General features: G+C 38.6%; 14 protein-coding genes. 2 read left to right on the top strand and 12 right to left on the bottom strand.

The genetic code is table 11. The features are described 5' to 3' along the window. Positions 1 to 162: 162 nt before the first annotated feature. The 3 genes from plsX to recG all read right to left on the bottom strand — a co-directional run bounded on the left by plsX (position 163) and on the right by recG (position 3,904). Complete coding sequence (gene plsX, locus ACVWXS_RS00300) at positions 163 to 1,155, bottom strand: phosphate acyltransferase PlsX (RefSeq protein WP_374963528.1); 993 nt, start codon at positions 1,153 to 1,155, stop codon at positions 163 to 165. Next, a complete protein-coding gene (gene fapR / locus ACVWXS_RS00295) occupies positions 1,152 to 1,730 on the bottom strand; it encodes a transcription factor FapR (RefSeq protein ID WP_368635484.1) in 579 nt (192 codons plus the stop codon). The genes plsX and fapR overlap by 4 nt, the downstream gene beginning before the upstream one ends. A gap of 128 nt (positions 1,731 to 1,858) precedes the next feature. After that, complete coding sequence (gene recG, locus ACVWXS_RS00290) at positions 1,859 to 3,904, bottom strand: ATP-dependent DNA helicase RecG (RefSeq protein ID WP_456955277.1); 2,046 nt, start codon at positions 3,902 to 3,904, stop codon at positions 1,859 to 1,861. Between the two features lie 474 nt (positions 3,905 to 4,378). Between recG and ACVWXS_RS00285 the strand changes: the two genes are divergently transcribed. Next, a complete protein-coding gene (locus tag ACVWXS_RS00285) occupies positions 4,379 to 4,627 on the top strand; it encodes a transporter (protein ID WP_368635486.1) in 249 nt (82 codons plus the stop codon). A gap of 187 nt (positions 4,628 to 4,814) precedes the next feature. Here the strand turns inward: ACVWXS_RS00285 and sdaAA are convergent, their stop codons facing one another. The 9 genes from sdaAA to ACVWXS_RS00240 form a co-directional block, all read right to left on the bottom strand. Next, positions 4,815 to 5,726 (bottom strand): L-serine ammonia-lyase, iron-sulfur-dependent, subunit alpha, encoded by a 912-nt coding sequence (sdaAA, locus tag ACVWXS_RS00280; RefSeq protein WP_068983185.1) that lies wholly within the window; start codon positions 5,724 to 5,726, stop codon positions 4,815 to 4,817. Positions 5,727 to 5,740: 14 nt separating this feature from the next. Then, entirely contained in the window at positions 5,741 to 6,406 is a 666-nt protein-coding gene (gene sdaAB / locus ACVWXS_RS00275) for an L-serine ammonia-lyase, iron-sulfur-dependent subunit beta (RefSeq protein WP_068983186.1), read from the bottom strand. Positions 6,407 to 6,757: 351 nt separating this feature from the next. Continuing rightward, positions 6,758 to 8,407 (bottom strand): DAK2 domain-containing protein, encoded by a 1,650-nt coding sequence (locus ACVWXS_RS00270; RefSeq protein ID WP_368635487.1) that lies wholly within the window; start codon positions 8,405 to 8,407, stop codon positions 6,758 to 6,760. An 18-nt stretch (positions 8,408 to 8,425) separates the two neighbouring features. Beyond that, positions 8,426 to 8,788, bottom strand: a complete 363-nt coding sequence (locus tag ACVWXS_RS00265; protein ID WP_049668404.1) for an Asp23/Gls24 family envelope stress response protein — start codon at positions 8,786 to 8,788, stop codon at positions 8,426 to 8,428. 371 nt (positions 8,789 to 9,159) lie between these two features. Further along, on the bottom strand, positions 9,160 to 9,576 hold the full coding sequence (locus ACVWXS_RS00260; RefSeq protein ID WP_456955273.1) for a GGDEF domain-containing protein: 417 nt from the start codon (positions 9,574 to 9,576) through the stop codon (positions 9,160 to 9,162). 243 nt (positions 9,577 to 9,819) lie between these two features. After that, a complete protein-coding gene (locus tag ACVWXS_RS00255; protein ID WP_456955271.1) occupies positions 9,820 to 11,424 on the bottom strand; it encodes a M20/M25/M40 family metallo-hydrolase in 1,605 nt (534 codons plus the stop codon). Positions 11,425 to 11,470: 46 nt separating this feature from the next. Continuing rightward, the gene (locus ACVWXS_RS00250; RefSeq protein ID WP_402986863.1) at positions 11,471 to 12,904 is read right to left on the bottom strand and encodes an amino acid permease; all 1,434 of its coding nucleotides are present in this window, start codon (positions 12,902 to 12,904) and stop codon (positions 11,471 to 11,473) included. A gap of 100 nt (positions 12,905 to 13,004) precedes the next feature. Next, entirely contained in the window at positions 13,005 to 13,766 is a 762-nt protein-coding gene (locus ACVWXS_RS00245; protein ID WP_368635489.1) for a dimethylarginine dimethylaminohydrolase family protein, read from the bottom strand. A gap of 31 nt (positions 13,767 to 13,797) precedes the next feature. Beyond that, complete coding sequence (locus ACVWXS_RS00240) at positions 13,798 to 14,670, bottom strand: dimethylarginine dimethylaminohydrolase family protein (protein ID WP_456955269.1); 873 nt, start codon at positions 14,668 to 14,670, stop codon at positions 13,798 to 13,800. A gap of 222 nt (positions 14,671 to 14,892) precedes the next feature. Between ACVWXS_RS00240 and ACVWXS_RS00235 the strand changes: the two genes are divergently transcribed. Continuing rightward, complete coding sequence (locus ACVWXS_RS00235; protein ID WP_368635491.1) at positions 14,893 to 15,633, top strand: IclR family transcriptional regulator; 741 nt, start codon at positions 14,893 to 14,895, stop codon at positions 15,631 to 15,633. The last annotated feature ends 127 nt before the right edge of the window (positions 15,634 to 15,760 follow it).

The raw sequence follows: 15,760 nt of genomic DNA, 5'->3' as shown, positions 1-15,760 counted from the left end.
CGAAAGCGCAGTGCTAACGTAGCGTCAGCAACATGATGTTGGTCACTCAGTCGTTGCCACAGGACGTGGCGTTCTTAGACTGAGTTCCTCTATTTCAGCGGGTGTTTGGACACCTGTACCTGTCGCTACGCTTTCGGTACAAAAGACACCCGCTGAAAGAAGTTAATTAAATTCTGAGTGGCGTACTGTATCTGTAATCGTCGAGATGACTGTATGCTCTACCATCGTATTTGCTTGGCGAATCGCACTGTAAATTGCTTTTGCATTGGATGAACCATGCGCTTTAATTACAGGTGCTTGTAAACCAAACAAACCTGCACCACCATACTCTGTGTAGTCCATTTTATTTTTTAAGTCACGTAAATTATTTTTCATAAGGGCTGCCGATATTTTTGTTTTTGTTGAAGACATAAACGCCTCTTTAAGCATTGAAAATAACGCGCCAGCAGTACCTTCAATCGATTTCAGCACCATATTACCTGTAAAACCATCTGTTACAACAACGTCCGCTACCCCTTCAAGTAAATCTCGAGCTTCTACGTTGCCGATAAAGTTCAAGTCCGCTTCTTTTAACAGCTCGAAAGTAGCCTTTGTTAATTCATTCCCTTTTTTATCCTCAGTACCGATATTTAACAAGCCGATACGTGGCTTTTGTAAGCCGCCTACCTTTTTCGCATAAATATCGCCCATAATCGCATATTGCAATAAATGCTCAGGGCGCGCATCTGCATTTGCCCCTAAATCAAGCATTAAAAAGCCCTTACCGTCCAATGTCGGTAATGTAGTGGCTAAAGCCGGTCTAGCAATCCCTTCAATACGTCCTACTTTAAATAATCCTCCTGCCATTAAAGCACCCGTATTACCCGCAGAAAGACAAGCATCCGCCTTTCCTTCTTCAACCGCATCCATCATTCGCGCCATCGATGAATCCTTTTTCCGACGAACAGCGCGTGCTGGATCGTCTGTTCCTTCCACAACTTCCTCACAATGTACTACTGTCAATCGATCATGTATTTTTAATAATGGTTCAAGCTTTTCACGCTGACCATATAATTGTATTTCTAAATTTGGAATTTGCTCTAATGCTAATAAAGCACCTTCAACAACTGATTTTGGTGCGTTGTCGCCACCCATTCCATCAAGCGCTAATTTCATTGTTGTTCACCTTTACCTTTCGTGCGGTACATATCAAATTCACCAACAAAAACTGTTTCACCGTTAACAGTGGATGTTAACTCTACTTTTGTACGATGATTTTCGTCATCACGTCCAATAACGATTGCTTTTGTAATAACACGATCTCCAGCTCTAACAGGTTTCACAAAGGTAATGTTTGAATGTACTGTTAAAGCTAGTTCATCGTCAATTACCGCTACCGCTAATGAGTTTGCCTGTGCAAATAAATGATGTCCACGTGCGATGCCATTGCGCTGAAAAACATGCTCTTCTTTTACGTCAAAAATAGATAATGCACGATTATCCAATTCAATATCAACAATTTCACCAATTACTTCATCTATTGGAAGTGATTTCACTTCGTTTTCATATGTTTTCGAAGCAACATCTTTAATTCGTTCTCGTAATTCAGGAATTGCTAACTCCATACGATCTAAACGGATTGTTTGGACACTAACCTGAAACTGCGTTGCTAGCTGTTCATCTGTGACGAATGGATTTTCAGCTATCGTTTCAGATAATAGTCGCTGCCGCTCTTTTTTCGTTCGTCTCAACATCATTCGCCACCTTTTTAGTTGTTATTAGCACTTGGTACTAATATCAGTATATAGAGTATAAAAAAAGAATGCAAGACTTGTTTTCAAAACAAGTGCTTACATTCCAAATCGGGTATAAAATTCAGTTAATCAAAGCGTTCTCCCTGTAGAACACCCGACTCTTCAAGCATACTACGTAAATATTTATACTCATCATCATGCCAAAATGCATCTATCTCAAGTATAGTCGTTGCATCTTTTCTTGCCGTCTCCAGTATTCGATAATCATGCACTAAATCCGCTACTTTAAAATCAGGCAAACCACTTTGTTTACGCCCGAAGAAATCACCTGGACCACGTAATTCCAAATCCTTTTCAGCTAGGCGGAAACCATCATTTGTTTCCGTCATTGACTGCATACGCTCCTTGCCTTCATCGGATTTAGGATCAGCAAGCAATACACAGTATGACTGATGTTCACCTCGTCCAACTCGCCCACGTAGCTGATGCAATTGAGCTAAGCCGAAGCGTTCAGCATCATAAACAATCATAAACGTTGCATTCGGCACGTTAACCCCAACCTCAACTACTGTTGTCGATACAAGCACATGAATAGTCCCTTCACTAAATGCTCGCATAACAGCATCTTTTTCATCTGCCGTCAAACGACCATGCATTAATCCAACATTGTATTGTCCGCTAAAATATGTAGCAAGTTGTTCATAGATTTCTACAGCATTTTGCACATCAAGCTTGTCTGATTCCTCGATAAGGGGACAAATAGCATACGCCTGTCTTCCAGCAGCAAGCTCTAATTCTAACTTTGACATAGCTGAGCCTAATTGCTCTTTTTTCATCCAATGTGTTTCAATTTGTTTACGCCCCGCTGGCATTTCATCAATCACTGAAACATCCATTTCTCCAAATGCTGTAATCGCAAGCGTACGCGGAATAGGTGTCGCCGTCATAAAGAGCACATCTGGATTTTCCCCTTTATCACGCAATATTCTACGCTGTTCAACACCAAAACGATGCTGTTCATCCGTTATAACAAACCCAAGCTTGTAAAAGATGACTTCAGGCTGAATAAGTGCATGCGTACCAATTAAAATATCTATTTCCCCGTTTGCTAGTTCTTCTAAAAGTAACCGACGCTCCTTTACTTTCGTCGATCCTGATAGTAAAGCTACACGTACACCAAATGGCTCAAACCATTCTTTCAAATTTTCAGCATGCTGCTCAGCTAAAATTTCTGTTGGTGCCATTAATGCCCCCTGAAAACCAGCAGTTACAGCTGCATATAAACATATTGCCGCAACAACGGTTTTACCTGATCCTACATCACCTTGAAGTAAGCGGTTCATGCGATGCGGCTCTTTTAAATCTTTGCAAATTTCATTGACAACACGTTTTTGAGCATCTGTTAATTCATAAGGTAGCGATGTAATAAAAGCCCGTAGTTTTTGCAAATCGAATTGAATAACTGTACCGCGCTCACTATCCTTTCGAATTTTACGTAAAGCTTGAATACGAAGCTGAAAGTTTAGTAACTCTTCATAGGCAAAGCGTCTTCTAGCCTGCTTTGCATGCCCCGCATCAAGTGGGAAATGAATTCCCTCAAGCCCTTCACGTATTGAAACAAGCTTATAGTCTGCCTGAAAACGTTGCGGAACAGCATCCGGTATCTCTGCACCAAACTCATCTAACACTTGTCGCATATATTTACGAAAACGTTTTTGCGGAATCAAACCCTTCAAACTATAAACAGGTTCAAAGTCTACCTGATCTATTTTTGGGCCAAATGTAACAGACGTTCCATTGATTACCTGTCTGCCTCGGTCCCATTTACCTGTGACGGTAATAATAGCTCCTGGTACCAGCTTCTGCTTCAAATAGCCTTGATTAAAAAAAACAACCTTCACTAAATGTCGACCTGCCAGCACTGTCACTTGTAATCGTGATTTATTGCGGCCTAAAAACAATACTGTGGGTTCACGTTCAACTTTACACTCAACAGTGACACGTTCATTATGTGGTGTTTGCGCTAAATCCTTTAAACGAAAATCTTCATGCCGATGAGGGAACGTCCATAATAAATCCGCGATCGTCTCGATGCCTAACGCCTCTAAATGTCCTGCTGTTTCTTTCCCGATTCCCTTTAAATCAGTTACGGCACTCGTTAAATCAGTCACCTTGCACGACAGCTCCTCCAAAGATTTTCACCGCAAGTGCTTTATTTGTAGTCATTAGCATATGAGTTTTCCCCTTTCTTTACGATTATTCTCGGCTTTTATAATAATGTTGCTTGTGGTTAGTTATTCCCAACAGTTCATGCTGTTCATCTGTATTTCCAATACTATTATATAACTTTTCAATTTCACTAACATAGCAATTCAATTCATCAATAATTGATTGATAGTTATATCTTTAAGTAGCCAACATAAAGAACATGAACTTTTTCACCTTTAGCAAATAAAGAATCAATCACTTCAATGCCTTCTTAGGTATTTCGAACTTCAGATATAGCCAACCTTTAGTTGAAATACATAGCTTTACAATCTTTAGGTTTTTAATAATCCAGTTAAATAAATGCATTTATTTTTTCTCAGCATATAATGTTGAAAAAGGAGTGAAATCACTTGGGCTATTTTCCACCTCAAGGGACCATGAGACCACAATCACCTCCACCAAACTTCAAACCACCAAAACCTTCTGTGTCCTATATCATTGATTGTGTATATCAAAATACTTATGTATGGCTTAGAAACGGGAGAGAATTTTGGTTTTATCCTACTCGTGTAGAAATGGGTGAAGTATCTGGATATAGATGGAACGGTGCCTACTGGTCGTTCTACGGATTTGATGAAGGATTGATCGATGCCGTTGCCTGTTATCCTACCCCTACCCTTTACTAAAATCCCAAAATGCTTTTTCTTTTTTTATTGGCTGTAATAGGGGATCATCGCCAAAAGTAGGGGATGACATTTATTCAAACGGATGCCATGTATATAAATCGACTTAGGGATAACGTCACAGATGAGACCCATCTACACTATGTAGAAGCTCACAAAAAAACACGCCCTAAGTGCGTGTTTTTTAATTTTATTTTTGAAGTGATTGGATACTCTCCAAATTGCCATTATCAAATATAGCTTTGCTGATAGCTTTGCCTGTTGGTGTTGCAGCTAAGCCGCCACGGGCAGTTTCTTTTAAATTCGGACTCATAGATTGTCCAATTCGATACATCGCACCAATTACTTCATCACACGGGATGCGACTTGTTACACCTGCAAGTGCCATATCCGCTGCCACAAGCGAATTCGCTGCACCCATAGCATTCCTTTTAACGCAAGGAACCTCTACCAATCCAGCTACTGGGTCACAAACAAGCCCAAGCATGTTTTTAAGTGTAATCGCAAATGCTTCTGCACATTGCTGTGGAGAACCACCGGCCATCTCTACAATTGCTGCCGCTCCCATACCAGCAGCTGAGCCAACCTCTGCTTGACAGCCACCAGCAGCACCTGAAATCGAAGCATTATTGGCAACAACGAAGCCAAAAGCACCTGATGTGAATAAAAAACGAATCATTTGCTCACGCGTTGGGTTTAGCTTGTTTTTCACTGCAAACAGTGTCCCTGGCACAACACCAGCTGAGCCTGCAGTGGGCGTTGCACAAATTGTACCCATTGCCGCATTCACTTCATTAGTTGCAACCGCTTTACTCACTGCGTCTAATAATAAATCCCCTGACAACGAATTTCCTTGCGCAATGTAATTTTGAAGCAATACTGCATCGCCACCTGTTAAACCCGTTACAGATTGCACACCCTTCAAGCCTCTTTCAACAGCTTCCTCCATCACCGTTAAATTACGGTCCATTTGCTGCATAATTTCTTCTCTTGTACGTCCAGTTATTAACATTTCTTGCTCAATCATAATTTCAGAAATTAGTTTACCTTCTTGCTCGGCTCGTTCAACAAGCTCACGAACATTATGAAATAATACGTCCATACTGGGACACCCCCTTAGTTGTTATTAATTTTAGAAACCTTTGTAATATGTGGTATTAAAGAAATTTGTTGTAGTACTTTATCCTCGATGTTTTGATCGACTTCTATCACCATAAGTGCTGTTAAACCACGTTCAATTCGTGAAACCTCCATATGTCCAATGTTGACTGCATGCATTGCTAAGCAATTTGCTACATTGGCAATACAGCCAGCTCGATCATCATGAACTACAAGGATAGCCGGCATACCTCCTGTTAATCGTAACTTAAAGCCATTAACCTCACTCACTTCTATTTTACCGCCACCGATAGAAATTCCAACAACAGACATCTCTCCATCATCATCGCCAATCACTAGGCGAGCTGTATTCGGATGTTCTGTGTTAGCTGTTTCTGGGATAAACTCATAATCTAATCCGGCCTTCTCTGCATCGGCAAAAGCTGTTTTAATCCGCTCATCAAATGTATCGTAATTTAATAAGCCTCCTATCAGCGCTACATCTGTTCCATGTCCTTTATACGTTTCAGCAAAGGAACCATATAAGTGGATTTTCGCCCACTTTGGTTGTCTTCCAAATAAATCTCTGGCAACGCGGCCAATTCGTGCTGCACCTGCCGTATGAGAGGAAGAAGGCCCAATCATCACTGGTCCAATAATATCAAATACTGAAGTAAACTTCATACAAACACCCCTCTATTCTATCCATATAAATAAAATCGATTTTTACTATATCATGCTTGATTGTTACTACAAAAGTAAAGCACTTATTTATCAAATTTCAGAAAATTTACTCTACTATAATTTACACATTGGAAATATTGTTTAACTTTTGTCTACTCCATATACACAAAAATTTCAAAAGGCTAATATTCCAGTATTTCCAAATCCGTCGTCCTCCGGGTACATACATCAAATGATTCATTTTTGGCTAATCTCTATCGTTTATTATCCTCTAATCTCCTTGTACCATAAACAAAAGCAGTACACGGCGTGTGCACTGCTTTGTCTACTTATGCGCAAAGTAGCATCAAATTATTCTACTGAAATAATATATGGATATAATCCTTGTTTACCATTAAATAACTCTACTTCGACCTCTGGATAATGTTCTTCAATAAATTTCACTAATGCTGAGGCATTTTCTTCCGTTGTGTCCTCACCATAGATGACTGTTACAATTTCTGCATCTTCATCTACTAAATCAGTAATTACCTTCTCAGCAGCATCTTTTAATGCTGGAGTAGATAATACAATTTTCCCTTCCGCAAGAGCCATGAAATCATCCTTATGGATTTCTACACCATCGATAGATGTATCTCGAACTGCATAAGTGACTTGGCCTGTTTTCACATTTGCAAAAGCTTCCGTCATTGTTGCTTGGTTCATTTCTACTGCCGCTTCTGGATTAAACGATAGAATCGCCGCCATACCTTGAGGGATTGTTTTCGTTGGCACTACAGCCGCTTCAATATCTAAAAGCTCAACTGCTTGTTCTGCAGCCATGACGATATTTTTATTATTCGGTAAAATCAACACTTTTTCAGCACCAATTTCTTGTACTGCCTTCACAATATCTTCAGTTGAAGGATTCATTGTTTGACCGCCTTCAATAACATAAGAAGCACCAATTGAACGAAGTAATTCAGCAACTCCCTCGCCCATTGCAATCGTTACAATTGCATACGGATGCTTTTCTACTTTTTTGGCTGGAGAAGGCACTTTATGATCCTCACCAACGATGGCAGAATGCTGTTCACGCATATTGTCGACTTTAATTTTAATAAGACTACCATATTTTTGACCCATAGCTAACACAGCGCCAGGTTGCTCTGAATGAATATGCACTTTTGCAATCTCTTCATCCGAAATAACAAGTAAAGAATCACCTAGTGGGTTTAATTCATTGCGGAATTGTTCTTCGCTAAATGGCTCTTTCCCATTTTCTAAACGTACCATGATTTCTGTACAATAACCAAACTCAATATCAGCAGTATTCATAAAATCTTGTGCTCTATGATGCTCTGCATTGATTAAATCATCTAAAGTTGCTTCATTTTTCTGCGGTAATGGCTCACCTTTTAAAGATGCTAAGAACCCTTCGTACACAAATAGAAGACCCTGACCACCACTATCTACAACACCTACTTCTTTAAGAACAGGTAAAAGCTCAGGTGTACGTTCCAACGAAGCCTGTGCTTCAGCAGTAAATGCTTCCATCACCGTAATGATATCGTTTTCAGTTTCTGCCACTTCCACGCCTTTTAGTGCCGCTTCACGTGCTACCGTTAAAATCGTTCCTTCAACTGGCTTCATTACTGCTTTATAAGCTGTATCAACACCTGCTTGGAAGGCACCTGCAAAGCCCTTGGCATCAATTGTCGCCTCTTTTTCAATAGCCTTACCAAAACCACGGAATAACTGCGATAAAATAACCCCAGAATTTCCGCGCGCTCCCATAAGTAAACCTTTTGATAAAGCTTGAGCTGTTTTGCCGATATGTTCTGACGCAAATTGCTCCGTTTCCTTCGCACCAGATGTCATCGACAAGTTCATATTTGTTCCTGTATCACCGTCCGGTACTGGAAATACATTTAATGAATCAACATAATTTGCATTTTGGAATAGGTGATGGGCACCCATTTGCACCATTTCTGCAAACTTTATTCCGTCTAAAGACTGCATTCGATTTAGTTCCTCCTCTTAATCATTCGCTACACGAACGCCCTGCACAAAGATATTGACAGATTTTACGCTCATACCTAATGTTTTATCCACTGTATATTTCACTTTTGATTGTACTTGATAAGCAACTTCTGAAATTTTCGTCCCGTAACTAACAATAATGTACATATCAATATGTAAATTGTCGTCCTGTTTTCGAATAACAACACCTTTTGCAAAATTTTCTTTACGTAAAATATCAGTTAGACCATCACGAATTTGATGTTTAGATGCCATGCCAACAATACCGTAGCATTCTACAGCAGCGCCACCAGCAATTTGCGCAAGTACATCTGTTGAAATATCAATTTGGCCGAATTCATTGTTTAATTCAATCGACATAGAAATGCCCCCTTGGCTCTTTTTGACTAAACTATATTGTAACACTTTCGTTATACATTAGGCAACCTAGGAGGGGATGAAAACGCACTGTATCAACGTTTTACTGACATTACAGATTAACATACCAATTCATCGAAATGTTCATTTTTGCTATAAAAGTTGGTACGACCGTTTTGTTTTGCTGTGTATAATGCTTGATCGGCTAATTCACAACACGTTTTCGAATGCTCGATAATTGAGATTTTGTCATTGCACATCCCAATACTAACCGTTACAACATCAGCTATGTTCAAACGCTCGTGAAGAATGTTTAAGTTGCAGACTTCCTCTAAAATTTCCTCACAAACATGCTCTGCAAATTTTGCGGCCTGTTAAGTAATAATCACGAATTCTTCTCCTCTCCAACGTGTAGCAAATGCATTATACTTTTCTGAAATTCCATCTAACAGAACTGCCACATTTGTTAACGCTTCATCACCCTGTAAATGACCATAATAATCATTGAAATCTTTAAAGAAATCAATATCCACCATTATCACCGCTAGAGACTTCGGTTTACTAAATTGTTGCCAAATTTGTGTCAATTTATTATTAAATGCTCGCCGATTTGGAAGGTTTGTTAACGTGGCACGAAGTGCTTGCTTTGATAGTACATCATTTTTCTCAGCTAATAATTTCTTGGATTTTGTCATTTCTTCATCTATTAAAATATGCTTTTTCGTAAATTGCCTTTGTACTTTATAAGTGTGACGCTGAATAATTAGCCCCATTGAAATAATAAGGGACATCGGCAAAAACACTTTAATACTTTTACCTGATATCCCATTATTTTATAGACACTTATTAAAATCGGTGGAACTTTTATGAACATAATCCAAAAAAATTTCCGAAATGGAATGGCAAAAACGGTACAAATCATTAAAAAAAGCTGATACCATTCTGAACTGCCCTGTAAAAGTTAGATTGGTGTCTAACTTTTACGGGGCAGTTCATTTAGCATCAGCTTCCTTACTTAAATCCATTTTTATGATCTAAATCAAGCTCTTAATAAGCGTTTCAATCATCACTGGCATTTCCTTAAATGCGCTGTCGACATGTAATCTTTCTGTCTTTTGGTGGGCATCCTTTCCAAAAGGTCCAACATTTAATACAGGGCCCTGCAATGCAGACATAGCTTCAAACGGGATGCTATATGTATCTCCCCATACAGGTGTGTTACGTTCGAATGCTGTCCATTCATTTGAGTCATCTGAATAATTGACATAACTCAAATCGCAAATACCATTAAAATAGTGAATTTGCTCCACTTCAATATCAAACGTTTTTGCCGTTTTCTTCATCAACTCTATCGATTGAATGACAAGTGGATGGTTCGACGAATTGATTGCAGGATAGTAAGGTGGTGCATACAACAGCACTGTTGCCGGCGTCAGTTCCTGGCAACGGATCATTAGCTGATCCACGATGCGAATGGATTTCTCTCGATCATCCCATAAATGATTATCAAGAACATGACGTTTTATCGTATTTACTTCCTCAGTTCCTAATTTAATGATCGCATGCTCTAAAAGCGTTTCATAACGAAGTACTTTTACTTCACCTACACCCTTTACCTTTTCTCGCTCACAAATTTGCTTATACTGCTCATTACAAGCTGCCATTGCCTCCAATGCAACTTGTTCAAAAATATCCATTACTTCAGATGCTGTGCGCTTTAATAAAAACACATTGTAAAGAGCTGCTGCACGATATGGTGTTTGTGTAGAGTACTCCCTTTTCAAATCTTTTAATTGTAAGGATACAGGTAATGGCGTACTTTCACCAAGATCTGTTTCACGGAAAACTGGATTCCACTCCATATGCTGCGTCATATATGAAGCAATAAAGTTTGCTGTCATTCCTTTTAACGGCTCACCTACATGTGTCTCTTTTCCATAAAATAAGGCAGCAGGCATAATTTTACCGATTGTTCCTGAATAAATATATTCATTCGTATCAGCTGGACCTTGTGAAAAAGAAGGCTCACTATTTAAAAATAGTTTATAAGATAATCCATGCTGGTCACGAAGCCTTACAAGCTCAACAACTGCTGCTCGCATCCCAGCAGAGTTCACTTCTTCATCTGGCACAGCCGTTAAAATGAGATTAATTGGCCACTCTTCAATGCTTGCTTTTTCTATTAATTGCATATGCAAAGCAAGTCCCATTTTCATATCCATCGTTCCACGACCAAATAAATAGTTTCCTGATTCCAAATCAATTCTTGCCGCTTCAGGTAAATCCTTTTTGTATTTAGGTTCCATTAGCTTTTTTGTTAATTCTTCAGGATAGAAGGCAAGCGGCTCAAGTTCACCATATTCTTCGGTATGAACAGTATCAAAATGACTAATTAACACAACCGTTTCTGTCGCAGATGGGTGCTTGTACAAAGCAGTCACAGCATTGCGCCCAAGCCCTGCATCATGTAACTCAATCAATTCTGGCCTTTTTTGAAAGTAAGAGAGCGTTTGCAATTTATTTGTTAATTTATAGGCAAATTCATTTTCACCTTGCGTTAATGTCCTACTTTCCCAACTGACAATTTCACATAATAATGCACGCAGTTTTTCAGGTGTATTCCAAAGATAATTAGTCATAATCATTCTCCTTTATCCGATGCCTCAAAATCGAATGCATTTCATTTCAATGTAAATCAAACGATTCCTCATTTTTCACTTCAATCTCAGAAGAAACTGTATTTATTTTACTCAATTTCAATTTATAGAAAATCATACAAGCAATGAAGAATCCAATACCGTATAATAAACCAATTCTTTGTGTTGGATCGAATGCTAAAAAGATAAGAATTAGCATACAAAAACTAATACAGAATATTGGAATCAATGGATAAAATGGCGTTTTAAATTTTAAATCAGCCACATTTCCTCCTGCTTTCACATAGCGATATCGGAACATCAATTGGGAAGCACAAATTCCCATCCATGAAATTGTGACAGAAATCCCTGCAACAGACATGAGTAAAACAAATACTGCATCTGCTTCCATCACGCTCGTTAATAAAGAGAGCAGTGAGAAAAGCATCGTGAAAACGAGGGCATTTAATGGCACTTTATTTTTCGTTAGTCGTCCAAATAATTTTGGAGCCATCCCCTCTTTTGACATCGACCATAATAAACGTGTTGAAGCATATAGACATGAGTTACCTACCGATAAAATCGCAGTTAGAATAACAAAATTCATAATACCAGCAGCATAAGGAACGCCCGCTAAACTCATCAATGTGACAAATGGACTTTCCAGTAGTCCAAGCTCCGATGACGGGAATATGGCAGATAAAACAATAATAGAAGCAATATAGAAAACTATTATTCTAAAAAGAATTGTCCGGATTGCTCGCGGAATATTTTTTTCTGGATTTTCAGTTTCCCCTGCTGCAATACCAACAAGTTCGGACCCTTGGTAAGAAAAGATAACATTCATCATTGTGACAAAGATAATCGCAATACCAGCTGGGAATAATCCTGTCGGCGCTAAATTTGTTAGATGTGGCGTAGGGCGATCAGCTAATGGAATCAAACCAAAAATTACCGCGCCCCCTATGATGATAAAGGCTATCACTGCAATTACTTTAATGCTCGCAAACCAAAACTCCGCTTCAGCAAAACCTTTCGTTGTTAACGCGTTTAATGCAAACAGAAGAACCATAAAAACTGCACACCAGATCCAAATAGGTACATTCGGGAACCAATGTTGCATCAATATTCCCGCTGCTGTAAATTCTACCCCCGCTGTAGCAGCTGACCCGACAAAATACATCCACCCTAAAGAAAAGCCTGCTGAAGGACTGATAAATCTTGTTGCATACGTTTGAAAAGAACCCGTTACAGGCATATAAACAGCTAATTCCCCAAGACAATTCATAACCATGTACAATATTAAACCACCAAATAAATAACCAATTAACGCTCCCCCAGGACCTGCTTGATTAATGGTATAGCCAACGTTTAAAAACAAGCCTGTCCCAATAACTCCACCGAGTGATAGCATCAATAAATGACGACTTTTCATTGAACGATTTAATTGATCATCGTGCCGTTGTTCCCCTTTACTCAATATCCATCCCCACTCTCTAGTCGTTGTTTAAAAATTCTGACATCAACACTACTAAAGTACCCAACCAATTTATCCTATTTAAATTGATTGGGTATTTATAAATCTAAAAACGTAATGACAGGCAGCTTAACCCACCATCATGTTTTCTAAATTCAGACATTTCAAGTTCAATTGTTTGATAGCCTAAATCATTTAATTTACGGTTTGTTTCTGGATAGCCTGCTGGAATAATGACATAATCATTTACTTGAATACAGTTTGCTGAATACTCATCCTCTTTTGGAATTATAATTTTTTCGTAAGATTCAAACGCAGGGTGATCGACAAATTCTCCTGCTAGCACCATTCGATTTTCACCAACATAGGCGATACCCGTTTTTAAATGGAAAAATTCTTTTAACGGAATAATCGTTGCCTCATAGCCTTCTTTTTCAACGATTTCTTTAAATTGTCGAGCTCCTTCTTCATTCGTACGATCAGAGATACCAACATAAAATTTCTTTTCTGCCTGCAATACATCTCCACCATCAAGTGTTCCTGGACCTTCGATATAGTACATTTTTTCATAGAACTTTTTAACACCTGGTTCAATGTCCTCAATCTCACGATTACGAGCTTCTGCGCCAGGGTTTGAAATAATGGCAAACTCAGGTGTTAAAACAGCTGTATCTTCTACGAATGTCGAATCTGGGAAAGCTTCGTTTGCCGGAAGCTGTGTAACCTCTACGCCACATTTCTTTAAAGCCTCTACATATTTTCCGTGCTGCTCAAATAATTTCTCTAAAATTGGTTTTCCTAAGTCACTAGTCGTTAAACCGTTTATATAACTATTTCCTGGATTTTTTACTATCACATTTTTAAACATTTACTTCGTCCCCTTTTATTCTTCTATTCTTTTATCCTCTTACTACTGGACAAGTTAGACATGTAGGTCCACCTGTCCCTTTTACTGTAATTTCATTTCCTTTATATTCATAGACTGTTGCGCCTGCATCAAGTAATTGTTGCTTTGTCATTGGATTTCCATTTGGAAGCATACATACTCTAGGCGCAAGTGCTAAGACGTTACAGCCTAGCGCATCATACTCATCCTTCGGTACCTCAACTAATTGAATACCTCGTTCAATCAAAAGCTGACGGAAAAAAACTGGCATTAATCGTGAATGTACAACCGCTAAATCCTTATCCACCATACTAATAAAGGACATTAAGTGTAAACATTCCGCTTCACCTAAATCATGGGATAGCTGGACAACAATAAATTCATCGACAATATCCGCCGTCATATCCTTTAACTGACGAATTGCTTCATCATTCGTTCGATAGCCTCGACCTACAACAAGTGTACGGTCATCAAGCCAAACGATATCGCCACCATCTGCAACAGCATCTCCTGTCAATTCACCGATTATTGGAATACCCTTTTCTTGTAAAAATGTTTGATAAACAGCTGCTTCTGACTGTCTTAATTTTTTTCCAGATTTTAAGATCATTGCCCCTTTTGGCGTAAATTTGACAGGGTCATGTGCATATAGAGAATCCAACCCTACTTCTTCTGATTCTGGTAGATAATCAATTTTTTCAACATATTTTTCGAGAATACTTGTAAATTCAGCATATTCTCTAAGAGCCTCATTATAGTTAGGTTCTGATAGGTAGTTAAATGTTTTCCATTCATCACTAAGATGCTCTTGGCTCCGGAAAGCATCTTTTGGATGTTTTACTATTACGTGTTTCAAAGGTGCATACATTGATGAACAATAATGCATTCCCTTCACCCCCTTTTTCCGTGCAGTGGAAAACGTTTCCGCTAAGAGGAAAGTTTATATGAAAAATATATTTGTTTTATGTTATACTGTCAATATATTTAGAAAAATTTATTTATTCACTCAACTTATGATGCGGAGAGAGAGGTTTACTAAACCATAGTTCTATGTTTAAGCTAGACGTAGACAAAGTATAAAAATGAGTGAAGGACAGGTGGGACATTAATGCAATTATTAGAACGTGCTATGACAATTGCTAAAGTTTTAGCTTCGGAAGCAAGTGAAAGCAGCTTGTCCATTTCAGAGCTTGCAGCAAAATGCGATTTGCCACTAAGTACATTACATAGAATTTTAAAAGCAATGATTAAGGAAGGAATGATTGAACAAGACGATCAAACGAAACAATATCGGCTTGGTACAATATGGATGGAGCTTGGCCTACAAGTGTATGATACGATGGACTACATTAGTAAAATTAGGCCAGAATTAGAGCGTTTAGCTAGAGAGGTCGAGGAAAGCGTCTATTTAAGTAAGCCTGCCGGTTTAGATACGATCATTATCGAAAGAATAGACAGTGCAGCTAATCCAATTCGTATTTATGATCAGTTAGGAATTCGGATTCCGATGCATATTGGCGCCGCAAATAAGACAATCTTAGCCACAATGCCCGTTTCTCAAGCAAGGGAAATTATTGAACAGCTTCTCCCTCATGAAGAAATCCCTGAATTAGAGGCACAACTTGACCAAATAAGATTACAGGGATTTGCCATTAGTCATGGGGAAAGAACAGCAGGAACATCCTCAATTGCAGTTTCCATTTTAAATGGTTTTAATGAAGTAGTAGGTGCTGTCAGTATAGGTTTTGTTAGCTTTAACGTTTCAACAGAACATATTAACACCCTTACGGCGCGTTTAGTGGAAACTGGTAAACGTGTTTCTATGAAGCTTGGCTATCGAGAAAAATAATATTGAAAGACTTTTAATTATATTAGCTTAAATTTGCTGTATCCAGAAATTGATTCCCTCTTATCTGACAATTATTTATGTCTGTAAAGGTTTTTTTCTTGAAAGGTTACGTGAAAACTGTTGCACT

The organism is Lysinibacillus sp. TE18511 (assembly GCF_054062295.1).
Note: the sequence above shows the minus strand (reverse complement) of the source record. Positions and strands in the feature narration are given on the sequence as shown.